Source organism: Streptomyces spinoverrucosus (assembly GCF_006539505.1).
Taxonomy (GTDB): Bacteria; Actinomycetota; Actinomycetes; order Streptomycetales; family Streptomycetaceae; genus Streptomyces; species Streptomyces spinoverrucosus.
The window spans coordinates 195,475-220,306 of record NZ_BJND01000020.1; the positions used below are offsets into that span (position 1 = coordinate 195,475).

Consider the following 24,832-nt stretch of genomic DNA (forward strand, 5'->3'; position numbering starts at 1 on the left):
CCCTGGGCCGGGGGTCGGCGACATACTAAGGTAAGGGTTACCTAATTCACAGGGGGACCACATGGTTCACCAAGGGGTGGGATGCCGGGCCGTCTCGCCCTACGCTTGGTTAAGGTAAGCCTCATCAAAGGAAGTTGACGTGGGGACCTCAGCGGTCCGGGCGGCGAAAGGCCCCCGCGCAGTCATACTGCTCGCGCTCTCCGGTGCGGCGCTCCTCGCGCTGTGCGCCCTGTCCATGGCGTACGGCGCGCTCGCCGTACCCCTCGACCAGGTCTGGGACACGCTGCTCGGCGACGCGCCCAACTCCCGGGTCGAGAACGTGATCTGGTCGGTACGGCTCCCCCGCACCGCCCTCGGCCTGGCGACCGGGGCCGCGCTGGGCCTGTCGGGGGCGCTGATGCAGGCCCTCACCCGCAATCCCCTGGCGGATCCGGGCATCCTGGGCGTGAGCGCGGGCGCGGCGTTCGCCGTCGTGCTGTCGGTGGGTGTCCTGGGCATCGGCTCGGTGTACGGCTACATCTGGTTCGCCTTCGCCGGTGCGCTGGCGGCCAGCGTGCTGGTGTACTTCCTGGGCGGGCTGGGACGGTCCGGATCGACGCCGGTCAAACTGGCCCTGGCCGGTGTCGCGGTGACGTCCCTGCTGTTCTCCCTGACCAGTGCGGTGGCGCTGACCGACCCCGACGCCCTCAACCGTTACCGCTTCTGGTCCGCGGGATCGCTCGCCAACCAGAACGACGAAGTCCTCCTGCGCGTCCTGCCGTTCCTCGCCGTCGGCGCGGTCCTCGCGCTGGCCTGCGCTCCCGCCCTCAACAGCCTCGCGCTCGGCGACGACGTCGCGAAGTCGCTGGGGCTGAAGCTGGGCACGGTGCGCGTCTGCGGGGTGGTGGCCGTCACACTGCTGACCGGCGGAGCGGTCGCCGTGATCGGCCCGGTCGTCTTCGTGGGCCTGGTCGTGCCGCACATCGCGCGCGTCCTGGCGCAGTACGCCGGAATCGGTCCGGATCACCGCTGGCTACTCCCCCTGTCGGCGGTGCTCGCCCCTTGCCTGCTGCTGGCGGCAGACATCGCCGGGCGACTGATCGCCCGTCCGATCGAGATCCAGGCGGGCGTCCTGGTCGCCTTCATCGGAGGCCCGTTCTTCATCGCACTGGTCCGCCGCCGGCGACTTGCGGAGCTGTGAGCCATGACGTACCGACGCAGGGGGTGTGGGCCCTGCAGCACCGGCGCACGAAGCGGCGAGCCCGCGAGGAGCCGACACCCGGAGGGGCGGGCCGTGACGTACCGACGCACGGGCGGTGGGCCCGGGACGAGCCGACACCCGAAGGAACGGGCCATGACCTACCACCACACGGGCCTGCGGACCCGCCACGAGCCGACCCCGCAGCCATGGGCCGTCCCCCACCGACCCACAGCCTGCGGACTCGCGACGAGCCGAAGCCCGGAGGGACGGGCTATGACCCACCGACACCCGGATTGCGGGCCCCGGACGAACCGACACCCGCAGCCATCGGCCATCCCCCACCGACACACAGGCTGCGGACCCGCCACGAGCCGACACCCGGAGGGACCGACCGTCACGTACCGACACGCGGCCTGCGGCCCCGCCACGAGCCGACACCCGAACCCATGGCCCCATGAGGAACCGACCCGCGGACCTGTGCGCCATGTCGAACCGACGCACGGAGCGGTGACCTCATGACGACCGAACTCGTGCCCGGAACGGGCCCGACAGATGCGGCGGACCGGATTGCCGTCCCCCGCTCCGCGCGCCGCGTTCCCTTCCGGCTCGCCGTGCCGCCCGTCTCCGGGGTGCTGCGGCCCCGGCTGGTGGCCGTGTGCCTGGTCCTGGCCGCCGCCGCGTTTCTCGCGTTCTGCCTGGAGACCGCCATCGGGGACATCAGCCTCCCGCTCACCGATGTGATGCGGGCCCTGTTCGGCGCGGGCGACCCCGGTACCCAGCTGATCGTCCATGAACTGCGCCTGCCGCGGGCCCTGGCGGGGCTGCTCGTCGGCATCGCGTTCGGCGTCTCGGGCGCCCTGCTCCAGACCATGACGCTCAACCCGCTCGCCAGCCCCGACATGATGGGCATCACCCAGGGCGCCGGAACAGCGGTGGTCGCCGGGATCGTCCTCGGCTGGGATACCGGCGCAAGCACCCAGGCCCTGGGTGTGCTCGGCGCGCTGACGGCCGCGTTGCTGGTGTACGTCCTGGCGTGGAAACGCGGTACCACCGGCTACCGGATCGTCCTCGTCGGCGTCGGCATCGCCTGGATCTGCACCAGCGCCACCGACTACCTCATGGCCCACGGCCGCCAGTTCCAGGCGCAGGCCGCGCTTGGCTGGCTGGTCGGCAACCTCAACGGCCGCACCTGGCAGCAGATCGGCCCGCTGGCCCTGACCATGGCCGTCCTGTTGCCCGCGGCGCTGCTGCTGGGGCGGCTGATGCGAACCCTGCAACTCGGCGACGACGTCGCCCGGGGTCTGGGCACACGCGTACAGGCCGTCCGCGTGGCCGTGCTGCTCATCGCCGTCGGGCTCGTGGCCTTCGGCACGGCGACCGCCGGGCCGGTCGCGTTCGTGGCGCTCGCCGCACCCCAGGTCGCCCAGCGCCTGGCCGGCACCGCCGTCCCGCCGCCCGTGGCCGCCGGTCTGACCGGTGCCGTGATGGTGCTCGTGTCCGATCTGATCGCCCGGAAGCTGATCCCGGACACGGAGCTTCCGGTGGGAATCGTCACGGGCGTGCTGGGCGCACCCGTACTGCTGTGGCTGCTCGTCCGCGCCAACCGCGCCGGTTCAGGAGGCTGACAACTTGTCATCGAAGCACGAGATGTACGAAGGCTCCGCGGGCGGCCCCGACCTGCGCGCCGAGGCACTGCGCCTGGCGTACGACGACAGGGTCGTCGTCGAGGACCTCGACGTGGTGATCCCCTCCGGCCGGATCACGGCGATCGTCGGCGCGAACGCGTGCGGCAAGTCCACGCTGCTGCGGGCGCTGGCCCGGCTGCTCACGCCCAAGTCCGGTGCCGTGTATCTCGACGGGCGCTCGGTGCACTCGATCCCCACCCGCGCCCTCGCGCAACGGCTCGGCATCCTGCCGCAGACGCCCGTCGCTCCCGAGGGACTGACGGTCATCGACCTGGTGGGGCGCGGTCGTTCACCGCACCAGACGTGGTGGCGGCAGTGGTCCGCCGACGACGAGCAGGCCGTGCACGAGGCGCTGCGGGCCACGGCGATGACCGACCTCGCGCACCGGACCGTCGACGAGCTCTCCGGAGGGCAGCGACAGCGGGCGTGGATCGCCATGGCGGTCGCGCAGGGCACCCCGGTGATGCTGCTGGACGAGCCGACGACGTATCTGGACCTCGCGCACCAGATCGACGTCCTCGACCTGATCACCGACCTGAACCGGCATCAGGGCCGCACGGTCGTGATGGTGCTGCACGACCTCAACCAGGCCTGCCGGTACGCCGATCACGTCGTCGCCATGAAGGCGGGCCGCGTCGTGGGCGAGGGTGCTCCCGCCGAGGTCGTCACCGCGGCGATGGTGGAGGAGGTCTTCGGGCTGCGATGCGTGGTCGGCGACGACCCGGTCAGCCGGACGCCGATGGTGATCCCGATGGGCCGTCACCACGAGGGCACCGACGAGTCGGCCGCCGTCGCCGTCCCGGGCACGACCGGCTGAGGCCGGGGAGCGGGCGGCGGACCGGCGAGTCACCGGTCCGCTCCGTGCAAGCTCCATCACGGACGGGGCCGTCACGCACCCTTGTTCTACGGACGGTCCGTCAGATAGCCACCCATGGTGCGGAAGTAGTCGGTGGCGGCGTACTCGGTGCCGTCCTCGGTCCGCACTCGCCTGACCACCAGACCGGGCAGGCGCCCGGTCCGCGCATCGGCCCCGGCGACGACGACCACCCCGTCGCCCTCGCGGATGAAGATCCGCCCCGGTGTGCCCCCGTAGCGGCCCTCGGAGACGGCGGCCGAGAGGATCCGGATGCGTTCGCCGCGGTGATGGGTGAAGGCGTTCGGATACGGGTCCGACTGGGCCCGTACGAACCGCTCCAGGTCCTCGGCGGGCCAGGTCCAGTCGATCCGGCTGTCCTGCGGGGACCGCTTGTGGAAGAAGCTGGAGCGGGAGCGGTCCTGCGGCGTCCACACCGCCTTGCCGGATGCGATGAGGTCCAGGGCGTCGGTGACGATCGGGCCGATGAGGTCGACCGTGCGGTGGAACAGGTCCGTCGCCGTGTCGGTGGGCCCGACCGGCACCGCGCGCTGGAGCAGGATGTCGCCCATGTCGAGCTCGGCGTCCATGCGATGGGCGGTGACCCCGACCTGCTTCTCGCCGTTGATGAGAGCCCAGATCAGCGGCGAGAAGCCGGCGTAGGCGGGCAGCAGCGAGTCGTGGATGTTGAGCGTGCCGTGCGGCGGCAGGTCGAAGATCTCCGGCGGCAGCCAGGTGCGCCAGTTGTTCGCCACGATGATGTCCGGCTCGGCCTCCTTGAGCGCGCGCAGGAGTTCGTCGTCGCCCGGACGGTTGCGCAACAGCACCGGCACATCGTGCTGTTCGGCGAGGTCGGCGACCGAGTCGCTCCAGATCCTCTCGTACGCGTGGTCGCTCTTGGGGTGGGTGACGACCAGGACCACCTCGTGCCGGGAGTCGAGCAGAGCCCCCAACGTCCGGTGTCCCCACGTCTGATAGCCGAACATGACGACCCGCATATGAGCCTCCTCAGGCATTGCTAGGTAAGGCTTACCTTATCTAGCATGAGCCTGCTTGGGGGAGGCTGTGTTCCAACTTTCGGAACACTGTGTCCCCCCTTCATGGGAGGCGATGAAGCGGTGACGACACTGCAGAGCGGGCCGGATTCCATCCACGACCTTCTGGGCATCGGCTTCGGACCGTCCAATCTCGCGCTCGCGATCGCGCTCCACGAGCGCGGCGCGACATCACGCGAAGACGGCGGATTCCGGGCCCTTTTCCTCGAAAAACAACCTCGGTTCGGCTGGCATCGCGGCATGCTCATCGACGACGCCACCATGCAGGTGTCGTTCCTCAAGGACCTGGTGACCATGCGCGACCCCACCAGTGACTTCAGCTTCCTGTGCTACCTGCGCGAACGCGGCCGACTGGTCGACTTCCTCAACCAGAAGACACTGTTCCCGCTGCGCATCGAGTTCCACGACTACTTCGAGTGGGCGGCCGGCCGGGTCGCGCCGCTCGTGGAGTACTCCGCCGAGGTCGTCTCCGTACGACCCGTCACCGAGGACGGCGAGGTGAGGTACTTCGACGTCGCCAGCCGCGATCCGGCCACCCCGGAGCGGCTGACGGTCCGCCGGGCGCGCAGCATCTGCGTCGCCACCGGCCTGGAGCCGCACCTCCCGCCCGGTGCCGTCCGGTCCGAACGGGTATGGCACAACAGCGAATTGCTTCCCCGCGTCGACGAACGCGTGCGCTCCGGAGCCCCCGTACGCCGCGCCGTCGTGCTCGGCGCCGGTCAGAGCGCCGCCGAGGCCGTCGACTACCTGCACCGCACCTTCCCCGACGCCGAGATCTGCTCGGTGTTCGCCAAGTACGGCTACACGCCCGCCGACGACAGCCCGTTCGCCAACCGGATCTTCGATCCCGAGGCCGTCGACCTGTACTACGGCGCGCCCCGGGAGGTGAAACAGTCGCTGTTCGACTACCACCGCAGCACCAACTACTCGGTGGTGGACATGGAGTTGATCGAGGCTCTGTCCCGGACGATGTACCAGGAGAAGGTCCAGGGCAGGCAGCGGCTGCGGATGATGAACGTCTCCCGCATCCGCGAGGTCGAGGACGGCGCGGACGACGTGCGGGTGACGGTGGAGTTCCTGCCGACCGGCGAACGCGAGGTCATCGCCTCGGATCTGCTGGTCTACGCGACCGGTTACCAGCCCCAGGGCATCGGCGACCACCTGGGCGAGCTCGCCAAGCTCTGTCTGCGCGACGAGGAGGACACCCTCAGGGTCGGCCGCGACCACCGCGTGGAGACCGCCCCGAACGTCACCGCCGACATCTACCTCCAGGGCGGCACCGAACACACCCACGGCCTCACCTCCACCCTGCTGTCCACCACCGCCGTACGGGCCGGGGAGATCCTCGACTCCCTCCTGGCCCGGCGCACCGCCGACACCGCGAGGACGGACAGGCTCTAGGGGCGACGCGTGCGTCACCTCGCTGCGGAGACCCTGCTGCCGGTCGGTACGGCGCTCGCCGTGGCCCTCGTCGTCCTGGTGGTCGTGGCCACCGCGGTGGTCGCGGTGTTCCGCCTGTCCCCGGACGAGTCCTACGGGCGGGCCCGCGAGGTCGTGGTGACCGGTGTACGGGCGACCGTGCAACTGGCCGCGGTGTCCCTGGTGGTCGGCTGGGCCGTCCGCCACACCGCGGCCCTGCTCGGCTTCCTGCTCCTGATGTTCGCCGTCGCCACCCGTACGGCCGGACGGCGCATCACGCCGAACGGCACCTGGTGGTGGGCGGCCCTGCCCATCGCGGCCCCCGTGCTGCCCGTCCTGGCGGGGCTGGTGCTCGCCGGGCTGCTCCCCCTCCCCGGTATCGCCGTCGTCCCGGTGAGCGGCATCCTCATCGGCGGCGCGCTCACCGCGACGGTGCTCGCGGGCCGCCGCGCGCTGGACGAACTCGCCCTGCGGTACGGGGAGGTCGAGGCCGCCCTGGCGCTGGGGCTCCTGGAGCGCGACGCCCACCTCCTGGTGGTCCGGCCCGCCGCGTCGGACGCCCTGCTGCCCGCCCTCGACCAGACCCGTACTGTCGGCCTGGTGACCCTGCCGGGCGCGTTCGTCGGCATGCTCCTGGCGGGCGCCTCCCCCGTGCTCGCCGGGGCCGTCCAGCTCTTCGTACTCATCGCACTGCTGGCCGTCGAGGCGCTCGCCGTGGCCCTGACGGTCGAACTCGTCGCCCGCCGCAGGCTGCATCGCGGGACTGCTGAGCGCCGGTGAGGCGTCGGACCGACCGGGAACAGGATTCCGAAATCTCGTTGCGGCACGTGTGGCGAAGCAGCTATGTTCCCCCGGCCGTTCGCTGCCGTCCGGACCGCTCGTTCAGAGAGGTGCGCAGGAGTGCCGGGCGGTCAGCCCCACGCGCCGCCCTTTGCGACCACCTCACGACGGAGACACCTTGTCGATTCGCATCACGCCGCTGACGGACCCCAACCGTGGCCCGTTCAGCCACCGCCTGGCCTGGCTGGCGTCCGACGCCGACGGAATACCGGTCGGCTCGGCGTTCCTGCGCCTGTCCAGCGACGCCGGTCAGGAGCACCGGGCCGAGCTGGAGCTGACTGTTCATCCGGCCGAGCGGCGCAACCGCGTCGGCTCGCGGCTGCTCGATGCGGCCGTGGCCGCCGCCCGCGAGGAGGGCAGGCGTGGCGTCGCCGCCCACGCCGAGGCCGGTTCGGCCGGGGACCGGTTCCTGGCGGCGCGCGGCTTTCGCAAGGTCCTCGCACTGACCTACGCGCGACTCACGTTGGCCGGTGCGGACATCGCTGCCCTCACTGAAATCGTCGAACAGCCGCACCCCGGCTACCGGCTGGAGTCATGGCAGGGCGTCGTCCCCGACCACCTCGCCGAGACCTTCACCTCCGCACGCCGGGCCATGGATGACATGCCCATGGACGAGGCCGACCACGTGCCGCCGACCTGGGACGTCGACCGGGTCCGGGCCGTCGCGCGGGTCGTCGAAGAACGCGGGGACCTGCTCCACACCGTCGTCGCCGTCGACACGTCGGACAACTCGATCGCCGGCTTCACCGAACTGGTCGTTCCCGGCGGCGGAAAGGGCGATGGTCAGCACTACGGCACCGGCGTGCTGCCCGAGCACCGCGGGCACGGCCTCGGCCGGTGGATGAAGGCGGAGTCGATCCGGCACGCCCACGACCAGCACCCCGACCTCGACGGCCTGATCACCGACACCGCCGACAGCAACTCACCCATGCGGCACATCAACGACAGCCTCGGCTATGTGCCGACGCATCAGGTGAACGGCTACCAACTCGACCTGTGACGCCGCTGACCGGTGCCAGGTGCACCGGACACGGCGAGAACGGAGAGCAGGACGAGCGCGCAGGCCGGGCCGAGTACCGCCCAGGGGGCCAGTTCCAGGTACGGCTGGTTCTCCGACAGGAGGCGGCCCCACTCCGCGGTGGGCGGCTGCTCGCCCAGGCCGAGGAAGCCGAGGGACGCCAGTACCAGGACCGTGGTGGGCAGTCGTAGGAGCGCGTTGCGCAGGACGGCGGGCAGTACGGCGGGCAGATGGTGGTGGCGCAGCAGGTACCGCGGACCGGCGCCGAACGAGAGCGCCGCGAGCATGTGACCGCTGGCCCGTTCCTGTTCGAGCAGCGCCGCGGTCTGTGCGGCGTACGGAGTCCAGCCCACCATGCACACCGCGAGCGCGGCACCCCAGACCGACGGCCCGGTCACCGCGGTCGTCAGCAGCCCGGCGAGGACGGCCGGGAGCGTCGACATCGCCTCCGTCAGGCCGGAGCTCACCTGTGCCGCCGTGCCGAGCAACAGCCCGAGCAGGACGCTGACCGTCGTCACCGCGAGAGCCACGCCGGTCGTACGCAGCGCGCCATGGCCCAGCCGGGCCAGCAGATCGCGGCCGAGCGCGTCCGTGCCCAACGGGTGTGCCGGGGAGGGCGGCAGGAGGCGGGCCGCCGTGTCCACGTGCAGGGGGTCGCGCAGCAGACCTGCCCCGACCACGGTCAGCAGGGCGATGCCGCAGAATGCGGCGATCCAGGACATCGATCGCCGCCGTGGCAGGTCCGGGGCGTGCAGCGCGGGAAGGGCGCCGTCCCGCAGGGCCGGGCCAAGCAGTGCGCGGCGCAGGGCCTGGAGGAGAAGGCCGGCGGTCACGCCGAGCAGGATCAGAACCATAGTCGCGGTCTGCAGCGGGGGGAGGTCCTGCGCGAGGGCGGCGTCCAGGGCGAGGCGGCCGAGTCCGGGAATGTTGAAGATCTTCTCCACCGCGACGGCACCGCCGACCAACCCCACGACGGTCGGCAGGAGTTGTGGGAGTACTCCGGCCAGCGCGCGGCGCAGCGCGTTGCGGGCGGTCAGCCCGGGCGGGAACCCGAAGGCGTGCCAGGTCCGTGCCCAGGGCTCCTGGAAGGCGGCGGGCAGCGACTGGTCGAGCAGGCCGCCGATCATCGCCCCGGACGGCACGCCGAGGGCGAGCGAGGGCAGCACCATCGACGACGGCCCTTCCCAGCCGCTGGAGGGCAGCCAGCCCAGCCACACCCCGCACACCGTGGCGAGCAGCGAGGCGAGCAGGAACTTGGGCAGCGCGGCGAGGACGGCCGCGCCGGTGCCCGCCCGTGCCTGCCGCAGCCGTCGCCGGGAGCCGAGATACAGCGTGCGCGCACTGACCAGCGCGGCCACCGCGAGGGTGACCACGAGTGCGCCGAGCATCAGCGTGACGGAGACCGCGAAGGCGGCGCTCACCTGGGGCAGGACCGGTTCGCCCGACACCCAGGAGGTGCCCGCGTCCCCGCGCGGCAGGCCGCCCAGCCAGTGCGCGAGATGGGTGAGCGGCCCCTGATCCAGGCCCAACTGCTCCCGTACGGCGGCCAGCTGGGCGGGAGTCGGGTCCTGGTCGGCGGAGCGGGCCCGCAGGACGGTCAGCGCGGGGTCGGTCCCGGACAGCCAGGGCAGCAGGGCCACGGCCGTCAGCAGCGCGGCCCCGGCGACGAGGCGGCCGAGGCCCGCGCGCCACTGGGCCGGGCGGGCCTTGGCACCGGCCGTTATGGCACCCATCGGCTGCTACTTAAGATGCGTGTCGACGTCGATCAGGGAGCGCTCGCGGGGGTCGAGGATGACGCCCTCGACGTCGGTGGCGATGCCCTGCACGACCTTTTCGTGGACCAGCGGCACCGCCGCGTCGGTGCGCAGGATCTCCGCTTCGGCCCGCATGATCTTCTGCTGCCGCTGCTGGGTGTCGCCCTCCTCGGCGGCGGCCTTGATGGCCTGGTCCACCTTGGGGTCCTTCAGACCGGCGATGTTGTAGACACCGTCGCTCGTGTAGTCGCTCGCGAGGTACGCGACCGCGTCGCCGGTGTCCAGCAGCGTCACCCGGGAGAAGACGAGGGCGTCGTACTTGCCGGCGAGCAGGTCGGCCTCCATCTGCGTGTACTCGCGTACGTCCTGCCGCACGGTGAACCCGGCCTTCTCCAGCTGCTGTTGCAGCACGCTGGCGGCCTCGGGGAGTTCGGCGCGGTTGGTGTAGGTGGCCAGGCGCAGGGTCCTGCCCTTGGTCTTCGCCTTGACCTGGGCCGGGGTCGCGGCCTTGGCACGGCCGGTCACCTCGACGCGCTGATCGGCCGCCCAGGCAACGGCGGGCCCGAACAGGCCCTGGGCGGGATCGGCGTACCCGCCGAAGACGGAGTCGACGAGGGCGGAGCCGTCCACGGCCTCGCGGGCGGCGGCGCGCAGCGAGGCGTCGGAGAAGAGGCCGCCGCGGGTGTTGAGGACCAGGCTGTCGGTCCGTACGGACGGCACTTCGTGGCGGATGTCGGTGTCCAGCAGCTTCGCCTGGGCGGTGGGGATCCACTCGGCGATGTCGACGTCGCCGCCACGCAGGGCGTTGGCGCGGGCGGTGCCGTCGGCGATCCACGTCACGTCGATGCCGGATGCCTTGGCCTTGCCGCCCCAGTAGCCGTCGTAACGGTCGAGTGCGGCCCCGGTCTTGCCGGTGAGTTTCGTGATCGCGAAGGGGCCGGTTCCGTTGCCGACCGGGCTGACGGTGCCGTCCTTCTGGTACGCCTTCGCGGAGAGGACGGCGAGGGCGGGGCTGGCCAGCCGTAGCGGGAGCACCGGGTCGGCGGACTTGGTGCTGATGGTGACGGTGTCGGCGTCGTCGGCCCTGGCGGTGAGGGTTACGTCGCTGAGGACACGGGGCTTGGTCTCGGCCGCGTTCGCGTGGTCGAGGGAGTTGACGACCGACTCGGCGGTCACCTCGGTGCCGTCCTGGAAGGTGGCTTCGCGCAGTTCGAACGTCCAGGTGGTGTCGTTCTTCCGGGTCCAGGACTTGGCCAGCGCGGGGGCGGCGGCCCCGTCCTTGTTGAGCGCGGTGAGGCCCTCGGCGACGGAGAGCTTGCTCAGCACGGTGGCGTCATTGCTGTACGGCGACAGGGCCTGCACCGGCGGCACGGCGAGGGCGACCCTCAGTCGTCCGTCCGCCCCGGCCGCGCCATCCGCGCCCGAGCCCTCCTCTGCCGACACGAAACAGCCGGCGAGCAGCGGTGTGAGAGCGAGCACCGCGCCGAGGCCGCGGAAGGTGGTGCGCATGGTTGTCCTGTCGTGCGGGAGGGCGGAAGAAGCCCCCGGCACCGCCGATGCGGCGGCGAGGGGCCCGAGAAGTATATGAGGTAAGCCTTACCGAACTTGATCTCAGGTTGGTGAATTCTCAACCAATGAGATGGGTCACGTGAGGCGCCCCAACCGGCGCCCCGTTGACACCGCCGGGCGACAAAAAGTGCTGAAAGCTAAAATATTTGTGCACATCGGACGCGCCCGCCCGGGCGACCTCGAGCCCGCGATCATGCGGAAGTGACGGAAGCGAAAGACATGGCCGCCCCCGACGCCGACTTCCTTCCGACCCATGTCGTCCCCAGAGACGGACTGGCCGCCTGGGAGGCTCCCGACCCTTCCCGCCCGACCGTGCCGCTCGACCCACTTCTGCCCGTCCAGCTCATCGAACGGCGCGGCGACTGGGGGCACATCGTGTGCCTCAACGGCTGGTCGGCCTGGGTCGACGGCCGCCTGCTGGTGCCCGTGCCGCAGACCCCGCCCATGGCCGGAGCACCGCCCACCCGCGCGACCGACCCGCGCCCGCTGCTGGCCCGGGTGAGGGAGTCGCTCAGCCGCTACGGACTGGCCCTGGAGGACATGGCGGCAGGGAAGGCGGACGGCGAGGCCTTCCGGCGGCGGACTCGCGGCCTGCGGGCCGGGATGGTCATCGACGGGGAGGCGGTGTGGCTGTACGACGCCGAGCAGGAACGTTGGGTGTACTGCGACGGCACAGGGGCCGACACCTATGCCGTTTCCTCCGAGCCGTCCACCGAGGAAACCACGACGACGCAGACGTCAGGCGAGACCCCGGCGCCGACGCAGATCGTTGACCGGCCGGGTGAGTCCCGATGACCCGGCCCGCTGGGACTCTGCGGGACCGAAGCGCACAATAGGAACCAAAGGGGTGAAATCCACACGAAGCGTGGATGAATCTTTAACGAACCTTCGATCTACACAATTTGCTTCGCCCGGCGGGAGGGAAAGTTGTGAATTCCGAACCGCTCTCAGAGCGCCCCACCGGCCCACCCTCCGGCCCTCTCGCCGACCGCCCGTCCAGCGAACAGGCAGGACCTCCTCCGCCCCCACCTCCGCCGAGCGGCGGTGGGGGGTCGGGTGGCTCGGGTGGCCGGGGTGGCCCGGGTGGCCCCGACCACCCGAAGCGGCGACCAAGCGGGGGAGGGCATGGCCCCTGGTGGCGGTCCGTGCCGCGGATGACGGCAATCACCGCCCTTGTCGCCGCTGTGGGTCTGACGGTCTTCCTCACCCGCCCGGTCGGTGCACCGGCTCAGGCCGGCGAGGTCATCCTGCAGCCCACCAACACAACCGGGCCGGATCCGTACACCCAGTCGACAGCGAACACGACCTCGTCGCTGCCCGCTGCCGCGCCCAGTACACCCACCAAGACCAACGCCATCCGCAGTGTGGCGGGATCGGAACCCGGCCTTTACGGCGGGAGCCGCAACGTCGCCAGTTGCGACGTGGAGAAACAGATCCGCTATCTGTCCTCCGACAAGGCCAAGAACAAAGCCTTCGCCTCGGTTCTGGGCATCCGGGAGTCCACGGTCCCCAGCTATCTGCGCTCACTGACGCCCGTACAGCTGCGTTCCGACACCCGCGTCACCAACCACGGCTACCGCGACGGCGCATCCACCAGCTACCAGGCGGTGCTCCAGGCCGGCACGGCCGTCCTCGTCAATGGCTACGGAGAGCCGAAGGTGCGCTGCGCCTGCGGCAACCCGCTCGACCGTGCGGTCGCCCAGAAAGGCACACCCAAGCAGAAGGGGACCGCCTGGTCCGGATACCGGCCGCAGAAGGTCGTGGTCGTCAACCGTTCGGCCACGGAGATGAAGGAATTCGTCATCTTCGACACGAAGGACCGGGACTGGGTCAGCCGCCCCTCGGGCGACAACGGCGAACGTGACCAGAAGACCGCCCCTCCGCCCAAGCACTGGCCACTGCCACCGGCACAGTCGCCTCCGGCGAAGGAGGCACCGGACACCCAGCCTGACGAGAAGGGCCGCGACAACAAGACCGGCAAGGACCGCGACACGCAGCCTGACAAGGACCCCGGCAGCAAGCCTGACAAGGACCGCGACACCCAGCCCGACAAGAAGGACGGCGACACCAAGACCGGCAACGACGGACGCGACACCAAGCCTGACAAGGACCGCGACACCAAGCCCGACAAGGACAGCGACACCAAGACCAACGACGACGACCGCGAAACCAAGCCTGGGGAAAACCGCGACGACAACCGCGACGCGAACACCAACGACCAAGACCCCAATACGAGCCCCGTCGACCCCGGCAACCAAGACCTCAAGGACGAAGACCTCAACAAGGAAGAGGACTCCAACACCGGCACCCAACCCAGCGAAAACGAGTCGGAGCCGAAGCCCAACGACCAAGACCCCAACCCAAACCCCCAGCCCAACCCAAACCCCAACCCGAACCCGAACCCGAACCCCCAGCCCAACCCGAACCCGAACCCGGACACCGAGAACACCCCCAACCCCAACCCCAACCCCAACCCCAACGACCAGGACACCAACACAAACCCTGACCCCCAGCCCAACCCAAACCCCAACCCGAACCCCGAGCCCGCCCCCAACAACGAAGCTCCCGCCGAGAACCCCAACCCCAACCCCAACCCCGAACCGAACCCCGTCAACCCAGACGCCAACCGCGACTCAAACTCCGACTCGGACTCCGGCTCGTCGGACTCCGGCTCGGACTCCGGCTCCAACTCCGACTCGAACTCCGGCTCAAACTCCGACAACGGCAACTCCTCCGAGTAGCGACCAACCACCCCTGCCCCGCCGGGCACCAAACGCCATGCAGACGCCGGAGAGGCTGTGCACCTCTCCGGCGTCTGCTGTGTCGGAAGCCGCAGGCCTCACTTGCCGAACTTCTGCTTCAGCTTCTCCTTGATCTCCTTCTTGATCACCTTCTTGTCGACCGTGCCGCCCGTGCCCGTACCGTCACCACCCACAGCTGTGGCATCGCCGGTATTGATGGCATCGGCGCTTGCGTTGCCGCCGGTGGCGTCACCGGTGGTGATCACACACTTGCCCTTGCAGCTACCGACGCCGGAGTTGGCGTTACCGCCGGTAGCGGTACCGCCGACGGTCGTGTTCTCGGCATTGGCGTCGCCGCCGGTACCGATCCCGTCCGCACTGTCGTCCTGGGTGAAGGCGACGGCCTGCTGCGGCGCGGCGGCCGGTGCCGCCATCGCGGTCGAAGGCAGCGCGATACCCGCGCCCACCAGCGCCACGGAAGCTCCGGCCAGTACGAAACGACGGGTCCAGATACGCTCGATCATTGGAATTCTCCATTCTGCATCAATAGGGTTTGCAAACCGCCCCACGGAATACTCCGGGGACAATTTCCCGCCCTCGTGTTCTCCGGGACTTTCCCGGTGAGGACGTGCTTCCAATAAACCCTGCCGGGCAACGTGCGTCACGCCACTCGAATACGTGGCTTGACACCGAAAACCGATCTTGATACAAGACACCGACGTCGACGACCCCTGAAAGCAACTCAAGAAGTAGACACGCAGGGCGAGAACACACCGCACTTCGCAAATCCCGCTCGCGGCACGGTCCGCACGCTAACGTCAACGCCGAACCACGGACACAAGAACCCCGGAGAATTCCGATGAAACAGCGTTCCTGGACCCGTCGTATCGTGCTGGCCACGGCTTCCGTGGCACTGACCGGCGGCCTGGCCCTGCCCGCGACCGCGATGGCCGCACCGGCAGCCCCGCAGCACGGCGTCACGCTGACTCAGCCCGGCCAGGCCCATAGAGTCGACGGCTCCAGCGGGTGTACCGGCCTCTGCCACGACAGCGTCAACACCGCCACAGGTGACGGCGCTTCGGCAGGCTGCGTGGGCCTCTGCACCGGCAGCACGAATACCGCCGCAGGCAACGGTGCCTTCGGCGGGTGCCTGGGCCTGTGCGACGGCAGCACCAACACCACTGCGGGGACCGGCGCGTTCAGCGACTGCACGGGCATCTGCGGCGCCAGCACCAACACCGCTGTGGGTGACGGAGCCGTCAGTGCGTGCACCGGTCTTTGCCACGCCAGTGTCAGCGCCGTCCGGACCGTTGACGTTCTGAGCGGTGGCCGCTTGGAGGCCGTGAGCGCGGTTGTGCAAGGCACCCTGGCCGAAGGCGCCAAGGCCAAGGACGAGGACAAGGACAAGGACGGCGGCGCCGGCGACGCCACCGCTGCCAGCGGCAATGCCGCCGCCGAGAACAACACTGCCGGTGGCGAAGCCACCACCGGCTCCGCCATCTCCGGCGTCGGTACCTGCATCGGCAGGTGCACGATCACCACGGGTGCCGCGACGAGCGGCGATGCCAGCGCCGACGCCACCAACGCCGGCGATGCAACTGCCGTGAGCGGTGACGCGACAGCCACAAGCGGTCAGGCCTGAGTACCCGCAGGAAGAACACGCTGAGCATCAGGGCACGGCACAGACGCCGGAGAGGCTGAGGCCTCTCCGGCGTCTGCTGTGTCGGGGGGTCACCGGGTCGTGACCCCGGGACTACGGGGCCGTCCGCCCTCACTTGCCGAACTTGTTCTTCAGCTTCTCCTTGATCTCGTTCTTGATCTCCTTCTTGTCGACCGTGCCGCCCGTGCCCGTGCCGTCACCACCCACAGCTGTGGCATCGCCGGTATTGATGGCATCGGCGCTGGCGTTGCCGCCGGTGGCGTTACCGGTATTGATTTCGCACTTGCCCTTGCACTCGCCGACGCCGGAGTTGGCGTTACCGCCGGTGGCCTCACCGCCGACGGTGGTGTTCTCGGCATTGGCGTCGCCGCCGGTACCGATCCCGTCCGCGCTGTCGTCCTGGGTGAAGGCGACGGCCTGCTGCGGCGCGGCGGCCGGTGCGGCCATCGCGGTCGAGGGCAGTGCGATACCCGCGCCCACCAGCGCCACGGAAGCTCCGGCCAGTACGAAACGACGGGTCCAGATACGCTCGATCATTGGAATTCTCCATTCTGCATCAATAGGGTTTGCAAACCGCCCCACGGAATACTCCGGGGACAATTTCCCGCCCTCGTGTTCTCCGGGACTTTCCCGGTGAGGACGTGCTTCCAATAAACCCCGCGGGACAACGTGCGTCACGCCACTCGAATACGTGGCTTGACACCGAAAAATGATCTTGATAGCGGTCGCCGACTCGCAGAAGTACGACGATCCGCGCTCCGAGCGCGGCCGTGCGTTGGTGCTCCCGGCCCCGCTGGATCATGCTGGTCAGTGGAGTCCTTTCGCGTACGGGTCCCCGCAGGGACAGCGCGAAGGGAACTAGCGAGGGCGAGATGAGCGGCGATGGAACGATTTCCCATCTCTCCTGGTGAGCGGCCGGAGGAGACGGACCCCTCCCGTCACTCGGCGGACACGGCCTCGGCCACCATCAACGAGCAGGGCATCGTGATCGGTTGGAGTGAGGGTGCGCGTCGACTGCTCGGCTATGTGACCTCCGAAGTCATCGGACTGCCCGCCGCCCGCCTGCTCGCCGATGTCGTCAGCGATGCGGCGCGCCGGGCCCCACTCGGGCAGGAGCGGTGGAGCGGCACCGTGGCGCTGCGGCACCGGAACGGCCACCGGGTGGACGTGGGACTGCTCGCGCACCGCTCGACGTCCACCAGCGGTGCCGGCAAGTGGCTTGTGCTGTCCCCCGTGCCAGGCACGCCCCGCACGCCATGGAGCGAAACCATGAGGGAATGGGCGTTCACCCAGTCCCCCTGCCTCTTGGCGATCTTCGACACGGACCTGCGCCTGATGCGGGCGAATGCCGGCGTGGAGCGCGCGCTGTCCCTGTCTGAGGCCGCGATGCAGGGGCTGCGTCTGCCGGACATCGCGCCGGATCCCGTGAGCGACGAGATCGCACGGAGGATGCGCCTGGCGTTGGAGACCGGTGAGCCGCAGCACGTGGGGGCCTTCGTCCAGCCCACGGGTACGAGCGCGGCACACGACTGGGCGACCTCGCTGGCCCCTTTGCGGGACCCGGACGGCCAGGTGCGAGCCGTGTTCCTGGCCGCGCACGACAGGACGGAAGTCGAGAGCCCCCGGCAGCAGCCGTCCCTGTTGAGCGACGCCGACGCCCACATCGGCACCACCCTGAACAGCGCCCGCACCGCGCAGGAACTGACCGACGTCACCGTCCCCCGGCTCGCCGACTTCGTGGCCGTAGACCTGCTCGACCCTCCCCCGCGCGGCGACGAGCCGACCCCCGGCCCAGCGGCAGGCCCGGTCGCCATGTGCCGTACCGCTGTGCGCTCGGTCCTCGCCGGAAGCCCGGAGTCCCCGGTGGGGGTCGGAGGGACGATCGTCTATCCGCCGCTGTCACCTCCCGCCGAGTGTCTGGCTGCGGGCCGTGGCGTGCTGTACGGGACAGACGACCTGGTCATTGCCCGGTGGGTGGCCCAGGACCCCGGAGCCGCCTGGATCCGCGAGTACGGGACCCATTCGATGATGGCGGTGCCCCTGCGCGCCGGCGGTGTCGCTCTCGGCATGGCCGTCTTCGCCCGTCACCAGCGCCGGGAGCCCTTCGAGCCGGAAGACCTGCGGCTGGCCGAGCGGCTCACGACGAGGGCGGCCGTCAGTATCCACAACGCACGCCGCCACCACACCCGGGAGCGCACCAACACCATGACCCTGCAGCGCAGCCTGCTCCCGCAGACGCTGCCCGATCAGCCGGCACTCGAGATCGCCTCCCGCTATCTGCCCGCCAGTACCGAGTCCGGCGTGGGCGGTGACTGGTTCGACGTGATCCCGCTGTCCGGGGCCCGGGTGGCCCTGGTCGTGGGCGACGTCGTCGGGCACGGCATGCGTGCCGCCGCCACCATGGGCCGGCTGCGCACCGCGGTACGCACCCTCGCGGACGTCGACCTGCCGCCCGACGAGCTGCTCACCCACCTCGACGACCTCATCATCCACCTGACCGCCGACGAGGCCGGCACGGAGGGCGCCGGGGGCATCGGCACCACCTGCCTGTACGTGGTCTACGACCCGGTCTCCCGCCACTGCACCCTCGCCCGGGCCGGCCATCCCCCGCCCGTCGTGGTCTCTCCCGACGGTGCCGTGTACCTCCTCGATGTCCCGGTGGGCCCGCCGCTGGGGCTGGGGGGCCTGCCCTTCGAGACGGTGGACACCGAACTCGCCGAGGGCAGCATCCTCGCCCTCTACACCGATGGTCTGCTGCAGACCCGTGACCACGACATCGACGAGGCCCTGGACGGGATGTTCGCGGCCCTGTCCCGTCCCGCCTCCACCCTGGAGACGGTCTGCGACCGGGTACTGACAGGTCTGCTGACCCACCGCCCCGAGGACGACGTCGCCCTGCTCGTCGCCCGTACCCGTGCCCTCCATGCCGATCGGGTCGCCGCCTGGGACCTGCCGTCCGACCCCTCGATCGTCGCCCAGGCCCGTCGGCGTACCACCGACCAGCTGACGGTCTGGGGGCTCGATGAGGCCACCTTCGTCGCCGAACTCGTGGTCAGCGAACTGGTCACCAATGCCATCCGCTACGGCCGGCCGCCCATCCAGCTGCGGCTGATTCACGAGAACAGCACCCTGATCTGCGAAGTCTCCGATTCGAGCAGCACCGCCCCGCACATGCGGCGTGCCCGGACCTTCGACGAGGGAGGGCGCGGCCTGCTGCTGGTCGCCCAGCTCGCCCAGCGCTGGGGCACCCGACACGCGCCCATCGGCAAGACCATCTGGGCCGAGCAGTCGCTCGCCGGGTACTGAGGGCGCATCGCGCCGTGGCACGCACGCCGGCGGGTGCTGTGACACGCCTGTGACAGTCCGACGACACCGTTATGAAGTCGCGCCCGCAACCTTTTTAACCAGGAGGACAAATACGACATTCCGGCACATGTCCCCCGCTCCCGAAGCCGTGAGCAGGGATGACGGAGCCGATCTTTCGGAGAGAGTCCCATGAGCCTCACCCTCGCCACACCGCACGCCGAAGCCCCCGCACTCGCGCTGGCCCCGCGCGAACAGGAGACCCTGCAGCACATCGCCGCAGGACGCACCTACCTGCAGACGGCCCGCCACATGGGACTCTCCAAGCACACGGTGGACGCCTATCTCCGCCGCATCCGGGCCAAGCTGGGCATCAACAGCACGGCAGAACTGACCCGGCTGGCCATCTCCCTGGGCCTGTGACGCCCGGCAGAAGCGGTCTACGGCCCGCCGGGCGGGCCGCGGAAGACCGGCCGGGCCCAGGCCGGAGGCTCCGGGGGTGGCGCCGGGATCCCCGAGACACCGAGAGGCCCAGCATCCACTTGGGAGGGTGGATGAGCGCCTCGGCCCACGCCGTGCCCCGTGGCGACACGCAGGGCCGCCACGAAGTCCAGGCAGGAGCCGTAGCGGTCCTCGGGGATCTTCGCCAGGCCCTTTGCCATGACGTCGGCCGCGGCGGGCGCGATCCCCGGCAGCCGCTCGGTCAGACGAGGCGGCTGGTCGTACTGGTGCGCCCACAGCAGCGCCACGTCCTCGTCCCGTTGGAAGGGCGGCCCGCCGGCGAGGCATTCGTAGACCACGCAGGCGAGGCTGTAGAGATCGCACCGGCCGTCCACCGGCCGGCCGGAGATCTGTTCCGGCGCCATGTAGTCGAGCGTGCCGACGAACTCGCCCGCGGCGGTGAAGCCACTGAGCGACAGCGACTTCTTCGTCAGCCCGAAGTCCGTGAGATAGACGTGTTCGGGGTGGTCGCTGTCGGTGCCCGCGGCGACGAGGATGTTGCCTGGCTTGACATCCCGGTGCACCAGATCGTGCTCATGGGCCGCGTCGAGTGCGGATGCCACCTGGGTGGCGATGCGCAGGGCGGTCGGGACGGGGAGTGGGCCCTCCCGGTCCAGCATGGCCCGCAGGTCCAGACCGGAGACGTAACGCATGGCGATGTACAGGACGCCGTCGGTCTCACCGGCTTCGAAGATCGGCACGATGTGCGGGTGGTCGATCGCCGCGGCCACCCGTGACTCGTAGGTGAAGCGGCGCCGAAAGGTGTCGTCGGCAGCGCGCTCCGGGGCGATCAGCTTGAGCGCCACCGTGCGGTCCAGACGGAGGTCCTTCGCGCGGTAGACGACGGCCATGCCACCGCGGCCGATCACACGCTCGATCCGATAGCCCGCGATCTGCTTCCCGATCAGGCCGGAGGGCCGGCCCGTGTACAGACTCATGTCATTCACTGCCGTGCCCACATAGCGCCACTTCAGGCGAAAAGTGCCGCTTCCTACGTGCGATTCTATCCACCGCCGCCCACTCCCGCCGGACCGTGGGCGTCGGCCGGGATCAGGGGTGCGCTCTGTTCCGATGGAGGGGAGTGAGGACGCCGGTCCGACGCAAGGGGTGCCGTGCACTGACGGAACGTCAAAAATTCGGCCGCGCCCGAATATGCGCCGCCCTCGTTGAACACACTCCGTGGCGCCCCGCGTACCTCTGGGAAAGGTGAGAGCCATGCGTTCAGCGAGGGATGACCATGAGCAAGGCGTACGTCTCCGCACACCAGTTGGTCGCCGGGAGGTACCGCCTCCTTGAGGTCGTCCATCGCGAAACGAACCGCGTCTGCTGGTACGGGGAGGACGTCGAGGCCGGGCGCCCCTGTCTGCTGACGCAGGTCGGGCTGCCGGGCGAGCCGGACGGGGACGCGGCGCGCCGGACCATCGGACGCATCATGCGCACGTCGGAGACGATGGCACGGCTGTGCCCCGGCCGGGTCGCGACCGTCGTCGACGCGGTCGCCGAGCAGGGCGCGCTGTGGACGGTCACCGAGTGGATCGGCGGTACGCCGCTCGGGGAACTCCTCGCGGAGCACGGCTCGTTCAACTACGTACGGGCGGCCCGGATCGGGCTGGAGCTGCTCGACGTGCTGGAGGCCGCGCACGGCCAAGGCATCACGCACGGCGAGCTGAGCCCCGGCCAGGTCCTCGTCCGCGAGGACGGTCCGGTCGTGGTGGCGGGCTTCGGGCTGGCGGGCGCGACCCTGGCCCCACGGCTCACGGCGTTGTCGTACGCCTCCCCGGAGCAGGCCCGCGACGAGCGCATCGGCCCCGCCGCCGACCTGTGGGCGCTGGGGGCGATCCTCTACACCATGGTCGAGGGGCGCCCGCCGTTCCGGGACCGGGACCGGCCCGAGGCCACGCTGAAGGGCGTGGACCGGCTCCCGCTGCGCCAACCGCTGCGCGCCGGGCCGCTCACCCAGGCCGTCCAGGGGCTGCTGCGCAAGGACTCCCGGGAGCGCCTCACCCGGCCCGTGGTGCGCCAGTCGCTCAGCCGGGTGCTCAACGAGGACCCCGACGCGGCCCTGCCCACCGCACCGGTCCCCCGGCTGCGCCGCGCGTACGCCACGGCCCTGCACGCCACCGACCCGGGGTGGAGCAGGCGGACCATGATCGCCGGGACGGCCCTGGCCGTGGTCACGGTCGCTGTCGCCGTCCTCGCCGTGACCCGCGAGCTGCCCGGTACGAATACCTCCGCGTCCGGCACCGAGCCCCGACCGCCCGCCTCCGCGGCCACACCGGCGCCGAACCGCCCGTCCACCCCCGCACCGACTCCGGCATCACCGACCCCGGCATCACCGGCGCCGACCAGCCCGAGCGCCCCGACCACTCCGAGCACCCCGCCCACCAGCGCGGCCCCGTCCCCCTCGGCCCCCGCCCTGCCGCCGGGCTTCCGCACCTACCGCTCCCCCGAGGGCTTCTCCATCGCCCTCCCCGAGGGCTGGAAACCACTGAGCACGACACGCGCGTCCGACCTGGCGTACCGCGTGGTGCTCGGCGCGCCCGACGATCCGCGCACGCTGGCGGTGACGTACAGCAAGCGCATCGGGCCGGACCCGGTCGCCGTCTGGCGCGACGACGTCGAACCGGGGCTGAAGCAGGCCGCCGACGACTATCGGCGGCTCGGGGAGATCGAAGCGACGACGTACCGGGGGCAGCAGGCCGCAGACATGGAGTGGCTCGCCGACGTCGACGGCACCCGGGTGCGCACCCTGGGCCGCGGCTTCCTCATCGGCGACGGCCGCGGCTACTCACTGCGCTGGACGACCCCGGCCGAGGACTGGGACGACGCCGAGAACCGCCAGGCACTGGACGTCTTCCTGCGCACCTTCCGCCCGGCCGAGGACTGATGGCCGGGGCCCACTGATCCCCATCGCTCGCCGCTGCGCCGTTTCCGCTCGCACCACACGGAAACTCGCCCCTTATGGTGCGAATCGGATACACGATGATGACCGAACAGGCCGGCCCCCGTGATCTCGTGGACCACGTGGTGCGGGCCGAGGACGCCGGGTTCGACTTCTCCGTGACCTCGGACCACTACTTTCCGTGGCTGCGCTCGCAGGGCCACTCCCCGTACGCGTGGAGTGTGCTGGGCGCGGCCGCGCAGGCGACGGACCGCATCCCGCTGATGACCTACGTGACGTGTCCGACCTTCCGCTACCACCCGGCGGTGGTGGCGCAGAAGGCGGCGACCATGCAGTTGCTGTCGCAGGGCCGCTTCCGGCTGGGTCTCGGGTCGGGCGAGAACCTCAACGAGCATGTGGTGGGCGGCGGTTGGCCGTCCGTCGACGTACGGCACGAGATGCTGGAGGAAGCGGTCGAGATCATCCGGGCGCTGTTCGCGGGCGGCCATGTGAACCATCGCGGTACGCACTTCGACGTGGAGTCGGCCCGGCTGTGGGACGTGCCCGACGAGCCGCCGCAGATCGGCATCGCCGTCTCCGGCGAACGCTCCTGCGCGCTGGCGGGCCGACTCGCCGACCTCGTCATCGCCACGGAACCGAAGCCGGGCCTGCTGGAGGCCTTCGACCGGCACGGCGGCACGGGCAAGCCGCGGGTGGGCCAGTTGCCGGTCTGCTACGACACCGACCGCGACGCGGCGGTGAAGCGGGCGCACGCGCAGTTCCGCTGGTTCGGCAGCGGCTGGAAGGTGAACTCCGAGCTGCCGCACCCGGATTCCTTCGAGTCGGCCACTCAGTTCGTGTCACCGGACGACGTCGCCGAGTCGATTCCCTGCGGTGACGACCCGGATGACTTCGTGGCGGCGGTACGCCCGTACGCCGAGGCCGGGTTCACGGAGATCGCCCTCGTCCAGATCGGCGGCGACTCGCAGCCGGAGTACCTGGACTGGTCGGCGAAGACCCTGCTGCCGGCACTGCGCGACGCCCTCGGGTGAACTCCGGGGCGAGTAGCGGAGAATCACCCTCAGCACTGAGCATCACGCGCTCGACAGGGGTACTAGAGGTCTCTACGACCGTTCTCCTCGGAGGCCCTCTCGTGAACCCCAATGTGCACAAGACCTTGGTCATGCAGCTCCAGGCGGGCGCCACGGAACGCTTCCCCGTGCTCGCCCACCTCAGCTACGACGCCGACGACCCGTTCGCCGTCACCGCGGTGTTCAGTCACGACGGGCATGTGCTGGCCCGGTGGCGGCTGGACCGCGAGATGGTCCTCGACGGGCTGCACCGGCCCGTCGGCATGGGCGATGTGCGGTTCCGCCCGGTGTCGACGGGCGTGTGGGAGGAGCTGCGCATGGAGTTCCTCGGCGACGCCCGGTCCGACGGCGAACGCCATCATGCGGTGGTGTTCGCCTGGGCCCCGGCCGTGGAGTCGTTCCTGCGCCAGACCCACGAGATCGTCGCGCCCGGTCAGGAGCGGATCGAGGTGGACCACTTCCTGGCCGAGGTCATCGCCGAGGGCTGAGGGTGCGGCGGGAGTTGAGCGAGCGTAGGCATGCCTGGGCGCGTGGCGGAGTTGAGTAGCCGTACTCATGTCCGGGTCGCCCGGCGCCGCCACCATGGGGCTCCCACGAAGAGGAGTGGTCCCCATGTCCGCTGTCAGTCCCGAGCCACGCCCGATGCCGCCGCTGTCCGTCACCCGCTCCGGCCGGCGCCTGCCCCTGCTGCTCGCCGCGCTGGTGGTCGTGGCACTGGCGGTCTCCGCCTGGGAGCCGCACGACCGGGCGACCTGGTTCCTGGAGACGGTGTGGGTGATCGTCGGACTGCCGCTGCTGTTCCTGACCTGGCGGCGGTTCCCGATGACCGGCCTGCTGTGCTGCCTGCTGGCCGCGCACGCGCTGGTCCTGGTGCTGGGCGGCCACTACACGTACGCGCAGGTCCCGCTCGGTGACTGGGTGCGCGACACCTTCGGCCTGGACCGCAACCCCTACGACCGCTTCGGTCACCTCATGCAGGGCTTCGCACCCGCCATCCTGGTACGGGAGTTGCTCGTGCGCACCTCACCGCTGCGCGGCAGCCGCTGGCTGGCGCCGCTGACCGTGTGCGCGTGCCTCGCCTTCAGCGCGGTCTTCGAGATGCTGGAGTGGGCGGCGGCCGTGATCGGCGGCGAGGCGGCGGACGCGTTCCTGGCCACGCAGGGCGACGTGTGGGACACGCAGTGGGACATGTTCTGCGCCCTGATCGGCGCCACCGCCTCGCTGCTCCTGCTCAGCCGGTTCCACGACCGGCAGCTGGCCGCGCTGTCCCGTCAGTGACGCG

At 70.4% G+C, this 24,832-nt stretch carries 21 protein-coding genes; 15 read left to right on the forward strand and 6 right to left on the reverse strand.

The window, feature by feature from the left end; translation table 11 throughout:
* The first annotated feature begins 139 nt into the window (after positions 1-139).
* The 3 genes from SSP24_RS15400 (at position 140) to SSP24_RS15410 (ending at position 3,682) form a co-directional block, all read left to right on the forward strand.
* Positions 140-1,180 (forward strand): FecCD family ABC transporter permease, encoded by a 1,041-nt coding sequence (locus SSP24_RS15400; protein ID WP_141310092.1) that lies wholly within the window; start codon positions 140-142, stop codon positions 1,178-1,180.
* Between the two features lie 515 nt (positions 1,181-1,695).
* Positions 1,696-2,805 carry a FecCD family ABC transporter permease gene (locus SSP24_RS15405; RefSeq protein WP_141310093.1) on the forward strand — a complete coding sequence of 370 codons (1,110 nt, stop codon included), beginning with the start codon at positions 1,696-1,698 and terminating at the stop codon, positions 2,803-2,805.
* A gap of 22 nt (positions 2,806-2,827) precedes the next feature.
* Positions 2,828-3,682: an ABC transporter ATP-binding protein gene (locus SSP24_RS15410; RefSeq protein ID WP_141310148.1), complete on the forward strand. Its 855-nt coding sequence runs from the start codon at positions 2,828-2,830 to the stop codon at positions 3,680-3,682.
* Positions 3,683-3,768: 86 nt separating this feature from the next.
* Here the strand turns inward: SSP24_RS15410 and SSP24_RS15415 are convergent, their stop codons facing one another.
* The gene (locus SSP24_RS15415) at positions 3,769-4,716 is read right to left on the reverse strand and encodes a methionyl-tRNA formyltransferase (protein ID WP_141310094.1); all 948 of its coding nucleotides are present in this window, start codon (positions 4,714-4,716) and stop codon (positions 3,769-3,771) included.
* 120 nt (positions 4,717-4,836) lie between these two features.
* On the opposite strand from SSP24_RS15415, the gene SSP24_RS15420 reads away from it, so the two are divergent.
* The 3 genes from SSP24_RS15420 (at position 4,837) to SSP24_RS15430 (ending at position 8,032) form a co-directional block, all read left to right on the forward strand.
* Complete coding sequence (locus SSP24_RS15420; RefSeq protein ID WP_229865624.1) at positions 4,837-6,174, forward strand: lysine N(6)-hydroxylase/L-ornithine N(5)-oxygenase family protein; 1,338 nt, start codon at positions 4,837-4,839, stop codon at positions 6,172-6,174.
* A 9-nt stretch (positions 6,175-6,183) separates the two neighbouring features.
* On the forward strand, positions 6,184-6,972 hold the full coding sequence (locus SSP24_RS15425; RefSeq protein WP_141310096.1) for an ABC transporter permease: 789 nt from the start codon (positions 6,184-6,186) through the stop codon (positions 6,970-6,972).
* 178 nt (positions 6,973-7,150) lie between these two features.
* Positions 7,151-8,032 carry a GNAT family N-acetyltransferase gene (locus SSP24_RS15430; RefSeq protein ID WP_141310097.1) on the forward strand — a complete coding sequence of 294 codons (882 nt, stop codon included), beginning with the start codon at positions 7,151-7,153 and terminating at the stop codon, positions 8,030-8,032.
* On the opposite strand, the gene SSP24_RS15435 is transcribed toward SSP24_RS15430, so the two are convergent.
* The gene (locus SSP24_RS15435; RefSeq protein WP_141310098.1) at positions 8,014-9,783 is read right to left on the reverse strand and encodes an ABC transporter permease subunit; all 1,770 of its coding nucleotides are present in this window, start codon (positions 9,781-9,783) and stop codon (positions 8,014-8,016) included. The genes SSP24_RS15430 and SSP24_RS15435 overlap by 19 nt on opposite strands.
* Positions 9,784-9,789: 6 nt before the next feature.
* Positions 9,790-11,313, reverse strand: a complete 1,524-nt coding sequence (locus SSP24_RS15440; RefSeq protein WP_141310099.1) for an ABC transporter substrate-binding protein — start codon at positions 11,311-11,313, stop codon at positions 9,790-9,792.
* Positions 11,314-11,592: 279 nt separating this feature from the next.
* On the opposite strand from SSP24_RS15440, the gene SSP24_RS15445 reads away from it, so the two are divergent.
* Both SSP24_RS15445 and SSP24_RS42845 read left to right on the forward strand, forming a co-directional pair.
* On the forward strand, positions 11,593-12,168 hold the full coding sequence (locus SSP24_RS15445; protein ID WP_141310149.1) for an SH3 domain-containing protein: 576 nt from the start codon (positions 11,593-11,595) through the stop codon (positions 12,166-12,168).
* Positions 12,169-12,527: 359 nt separating this feature from the next.
* A complete protein-coding gene (locus SSP24_RS42845) occupies positions 12,528-14,114 on the forward strand; it encodes a DUF6777 domain-containing protein (RefSeq protein WP_167529595.1) in 1,587 nt (528 codons plus the stop codon).
* 98 nt (positions 14,115-14,212) lie between these two features.
* Here SSP24_RS42845 and SSP24_RS15460 read toward each other — a convergent pair whose 3' ends face one another.
* Positions 14,213-14,590, reverse strand: a complete 378-nt coding sequence (locus SSP24_RS15460; RefSeq protein WP_141310101.1) for a hypothetical protein — start codon at positions 14,588-14,590, stop codon at positions 14,213-14,215.
* Between the two features lie 383 nt (positions 14,591-14,973).
* Here SSP24_RS15460 and SSP24_RS44910 point away from each other — a divergent pair, with 383 nt between their 5' ends.
* A complete protein-coding gene (locus SSP24_RS44910) occupies positions 14,974-15,756 on the forward strand; it encodes a hypothetical protein (RefSeq protein ID WP_141310102.1) in 783 nt (260 codons plus the stop codon).
* A gap of 129 nt (positions 15,757-15,885) precedes the next feature.
* On the opposite strand, the gene SSP24_RS15470 is transcribed toward SSP24_RS44910, so the two are convergent.
* On the reverse strand, positions 15,886-16,311 hold the full coding sequence (locus tag SSP24_RS15470; protein ID WP_141310103.1) for a hypothetical protein: 426 nt from the start codon (positions 16,309-16,311) through the stop codon (positions 15,886-15,888).
* Positions 16,312-16,656: 345 nt separating this feature from the next.
* Here SSP24_RS15470 and SSP24_RS15475 point away from each other — a divergent pair, with 345 nt between their 5' ends.
* Positions 16,657-19,080 (forward strand): SpoIIE family protein phosphatase, encoded by a 2,424-nt coding sequence (locus tag SSP24_RS15475; protein ID WP_141310104.1) that lies wholly within the window; start codon positions 16,657-16,659, stop codon positions 19,078-19,080.
* Positions 19,081-19,269: 189 nt separating this feature from the next.
* Positions 19,270-19,500: a response regulator transcription factor gene (locus tag SSP24_RS15480; RefSeq protein WP_141310105.1), complete on the forward strand. Its 231-nt coding sequence runs from the start codon at positions 19,270-19,272 to the stop codon at positions 19,498-19,500.
* A 17-nt stretch (positions 19,501-19,517) separates the two neighbouring features.
* Here SSP24_RS15480 and SSP24_RS15485 read toward each other — a convergent pair whose 3' ends face one another.
* Positions 19,518-20,516 carry a serine/threonine-protein kinase gene (locus SSP24_RS15485; protein ID WP_174864652.1) on the reverse strand — a complete coding sequence of 333 codons (999 nt, stop codon included), beginning with the start codon at positions 20,514-20,516 and terminating at the stop codon, positions 19,518-19,520.
* 293 nt (positions 20,517-20,809) lie between these two features.
* On the opposite strand from SSP24_RS15485, the gene SSP24_RS15490 reads away from it, so the two are divergent.
* The 4 genes from SSP24_RS15490 to SSP24_RS15505 all read left to right on the forward strand — a co-directional run bounded on the left by SSP24_RS15490 (position 20,810) and on the right by SSP24_RS15505 (position 24,828).
* Positions 20,810-22,465 carry a serine/threonine-protein kinase gene (locus tag SSP24_RS15490; protein WP_141310107.1) on the forward strand — a complete coding sequence of 552 codons (1,656 nt, stop codon included), beginning with the start codon at positions 20,810-20,812 and terminating at the stop codon, positions 22,463-22,465.
* A gap of 74 nt (positions 22,466-22,539) precedes the next feature.
* Entirely contained in the window at positions 22,540-23,511 is a 972-nt protein-coding gene (locus SSP24_RS15495; protein WP_141310108.1) for an LLM class F420-dependent oxidoreductase, read from the forward strand.
* A gap of 101 nt (positions 23,512-23,612) precedes the next feature.
* Positions 23,613-24,038, forward strand: coding sequence for an SsgA family sporulation/cell division regulator (locus SSP24_RS15500; protein ID WP_167529596.1), 426 nt, complete (start codon positions 23,613-23,615; stop codon positions 24,036-24,038).
* Between the two features lie 124 nt (positions 24,039-24,162).
* Positions 24,163-24,828: a DUF2238 domain-containing protein gene (locus SSP24_RS15505; RefSeq protein ID WP_141310109.1), complete on the forward strand. Its 666-nt coding sequence runs from the start codon at positions 24,163-24,165 to the stop codon at positions 24,826-24,828.
* Positions 24,829-24,832 lie beyond the last annotated feature (4 nt).

What these genes read in the sequence shown, in the direction of transcription:
- SSP24_RS15405 (WP_141310093.1), top strand. Translation starts at nt 1,696, where the DNA reads ATGACGACCGAACTCGTGCCCGGAACGGGCCCGACAGATGCGGCGGAC.
- SSP24_RS15410 (WP_141310148.1), top strand. Translation starts at nt 2,828, where the DNA reads ATGTACGAAGGCTCCGCGGGCGGCCCCGACCTGCGCGCCGAGGCACTG.
- SSP24_RS15415 (WP_141310094.1), bottom strand. Translation starts at nt 4,716, where the DNA reads ATGCGGGTCGTCATGTTCGGCTATCAGACGTGGGGACACCGGACGTTG.
- SSP24_RS15435 (WP_141310098.1), bottom strand. Translation starts at nt 9,783, where the DNA reads ATGGGTGCCATAACGGCCGGTGCCAAGGCCCGCCCGGCCCAGTGGCGC.
- SSP24_RS15440 (WP_141310099.1), bottom strand. Translation starts at nt 11,313, where the DNA reads ATGCGCACCACCTTCCGCGGCCTCGGCGCGGTGCTCGCTCTCACACCG.
- SSP24_RS15445 (WP_141310149.1), top strand. Translation starts at nt 11,593, where the DNA reads ATGGCCGCCCCCGACGCCGACTTCCTTCCGACCCATGTCGTCCCCAGA.
- SSP24_RS42845 (WP_167529595.1), top strand. Translation starts at nt 12,528, where the DNA reads ATGACGGCAATCACCGCCCTTGTCGCCGCTGTGGGTCTGACGGTCTTC.
- SSP24_RS44910 (WP_141310102.1), top strand. Translation starts at nt 14,974, where the DNA reads ATGAAACAGCGTTCCTGGACCCGTCGTATCGTGCTGGCCACGGCTTCC.
- SSP24_RS15470 (WP_141310103.1), bottom strand. Translation starts at nt 16,311, where the DNA reads ATGATCGAGCGTATCTGGACCCGTCGTTTCGTACTGGCCGGAGCTTCC.
- SSP24_RS15475 (WP_141310104.1), top strand. Translation starts at nt 16,657, where the DNA reads ATGGAACGATTTCCCATCTCTCCTGGTGAGCGGCCGGAGGAGACGGAC.
- SSP24_RS15480 (WP_141310105.1), top strand. Translation starts at nt 19,270, where the DNA reads ATGAGCCTCACCCTCGCCACACCGCACGCCGAAGCCCCCGCACTCGCG.
- SSP24_RS15485 (WP_174864652.1), bottom strand. Translation starts at nt 20,516, where the DNA reads ATGAGTCTGTACACGGGCCGGCCCTCCGGCCTGATCGGGAAGCAGATC.
- SSP24_RS15490 (WP_141310107.1), top strand. Translation starts at nt 20,810, where the DNA reads ATGACCATGAGCAAGGCGTACGTCTCCGCACACCAGTTGGTCGCCGGG.
- SSP24_RS15495 (WP_141310108.1), top strand. Translation starts at nt 22,540, where the DNA reads ATGGTGCGAATCGGATACACGATGATGACCGAACAGGCCGGCCCCCGT.
- SSP24_RS15505 (WP_141310109.1), top strand. Translation starts at nt 24,163, where the DNA reads ATGTCCGCTGTCAGTCCCGAGCCACGCCCGATGCCGCCGCTGTCCGTC.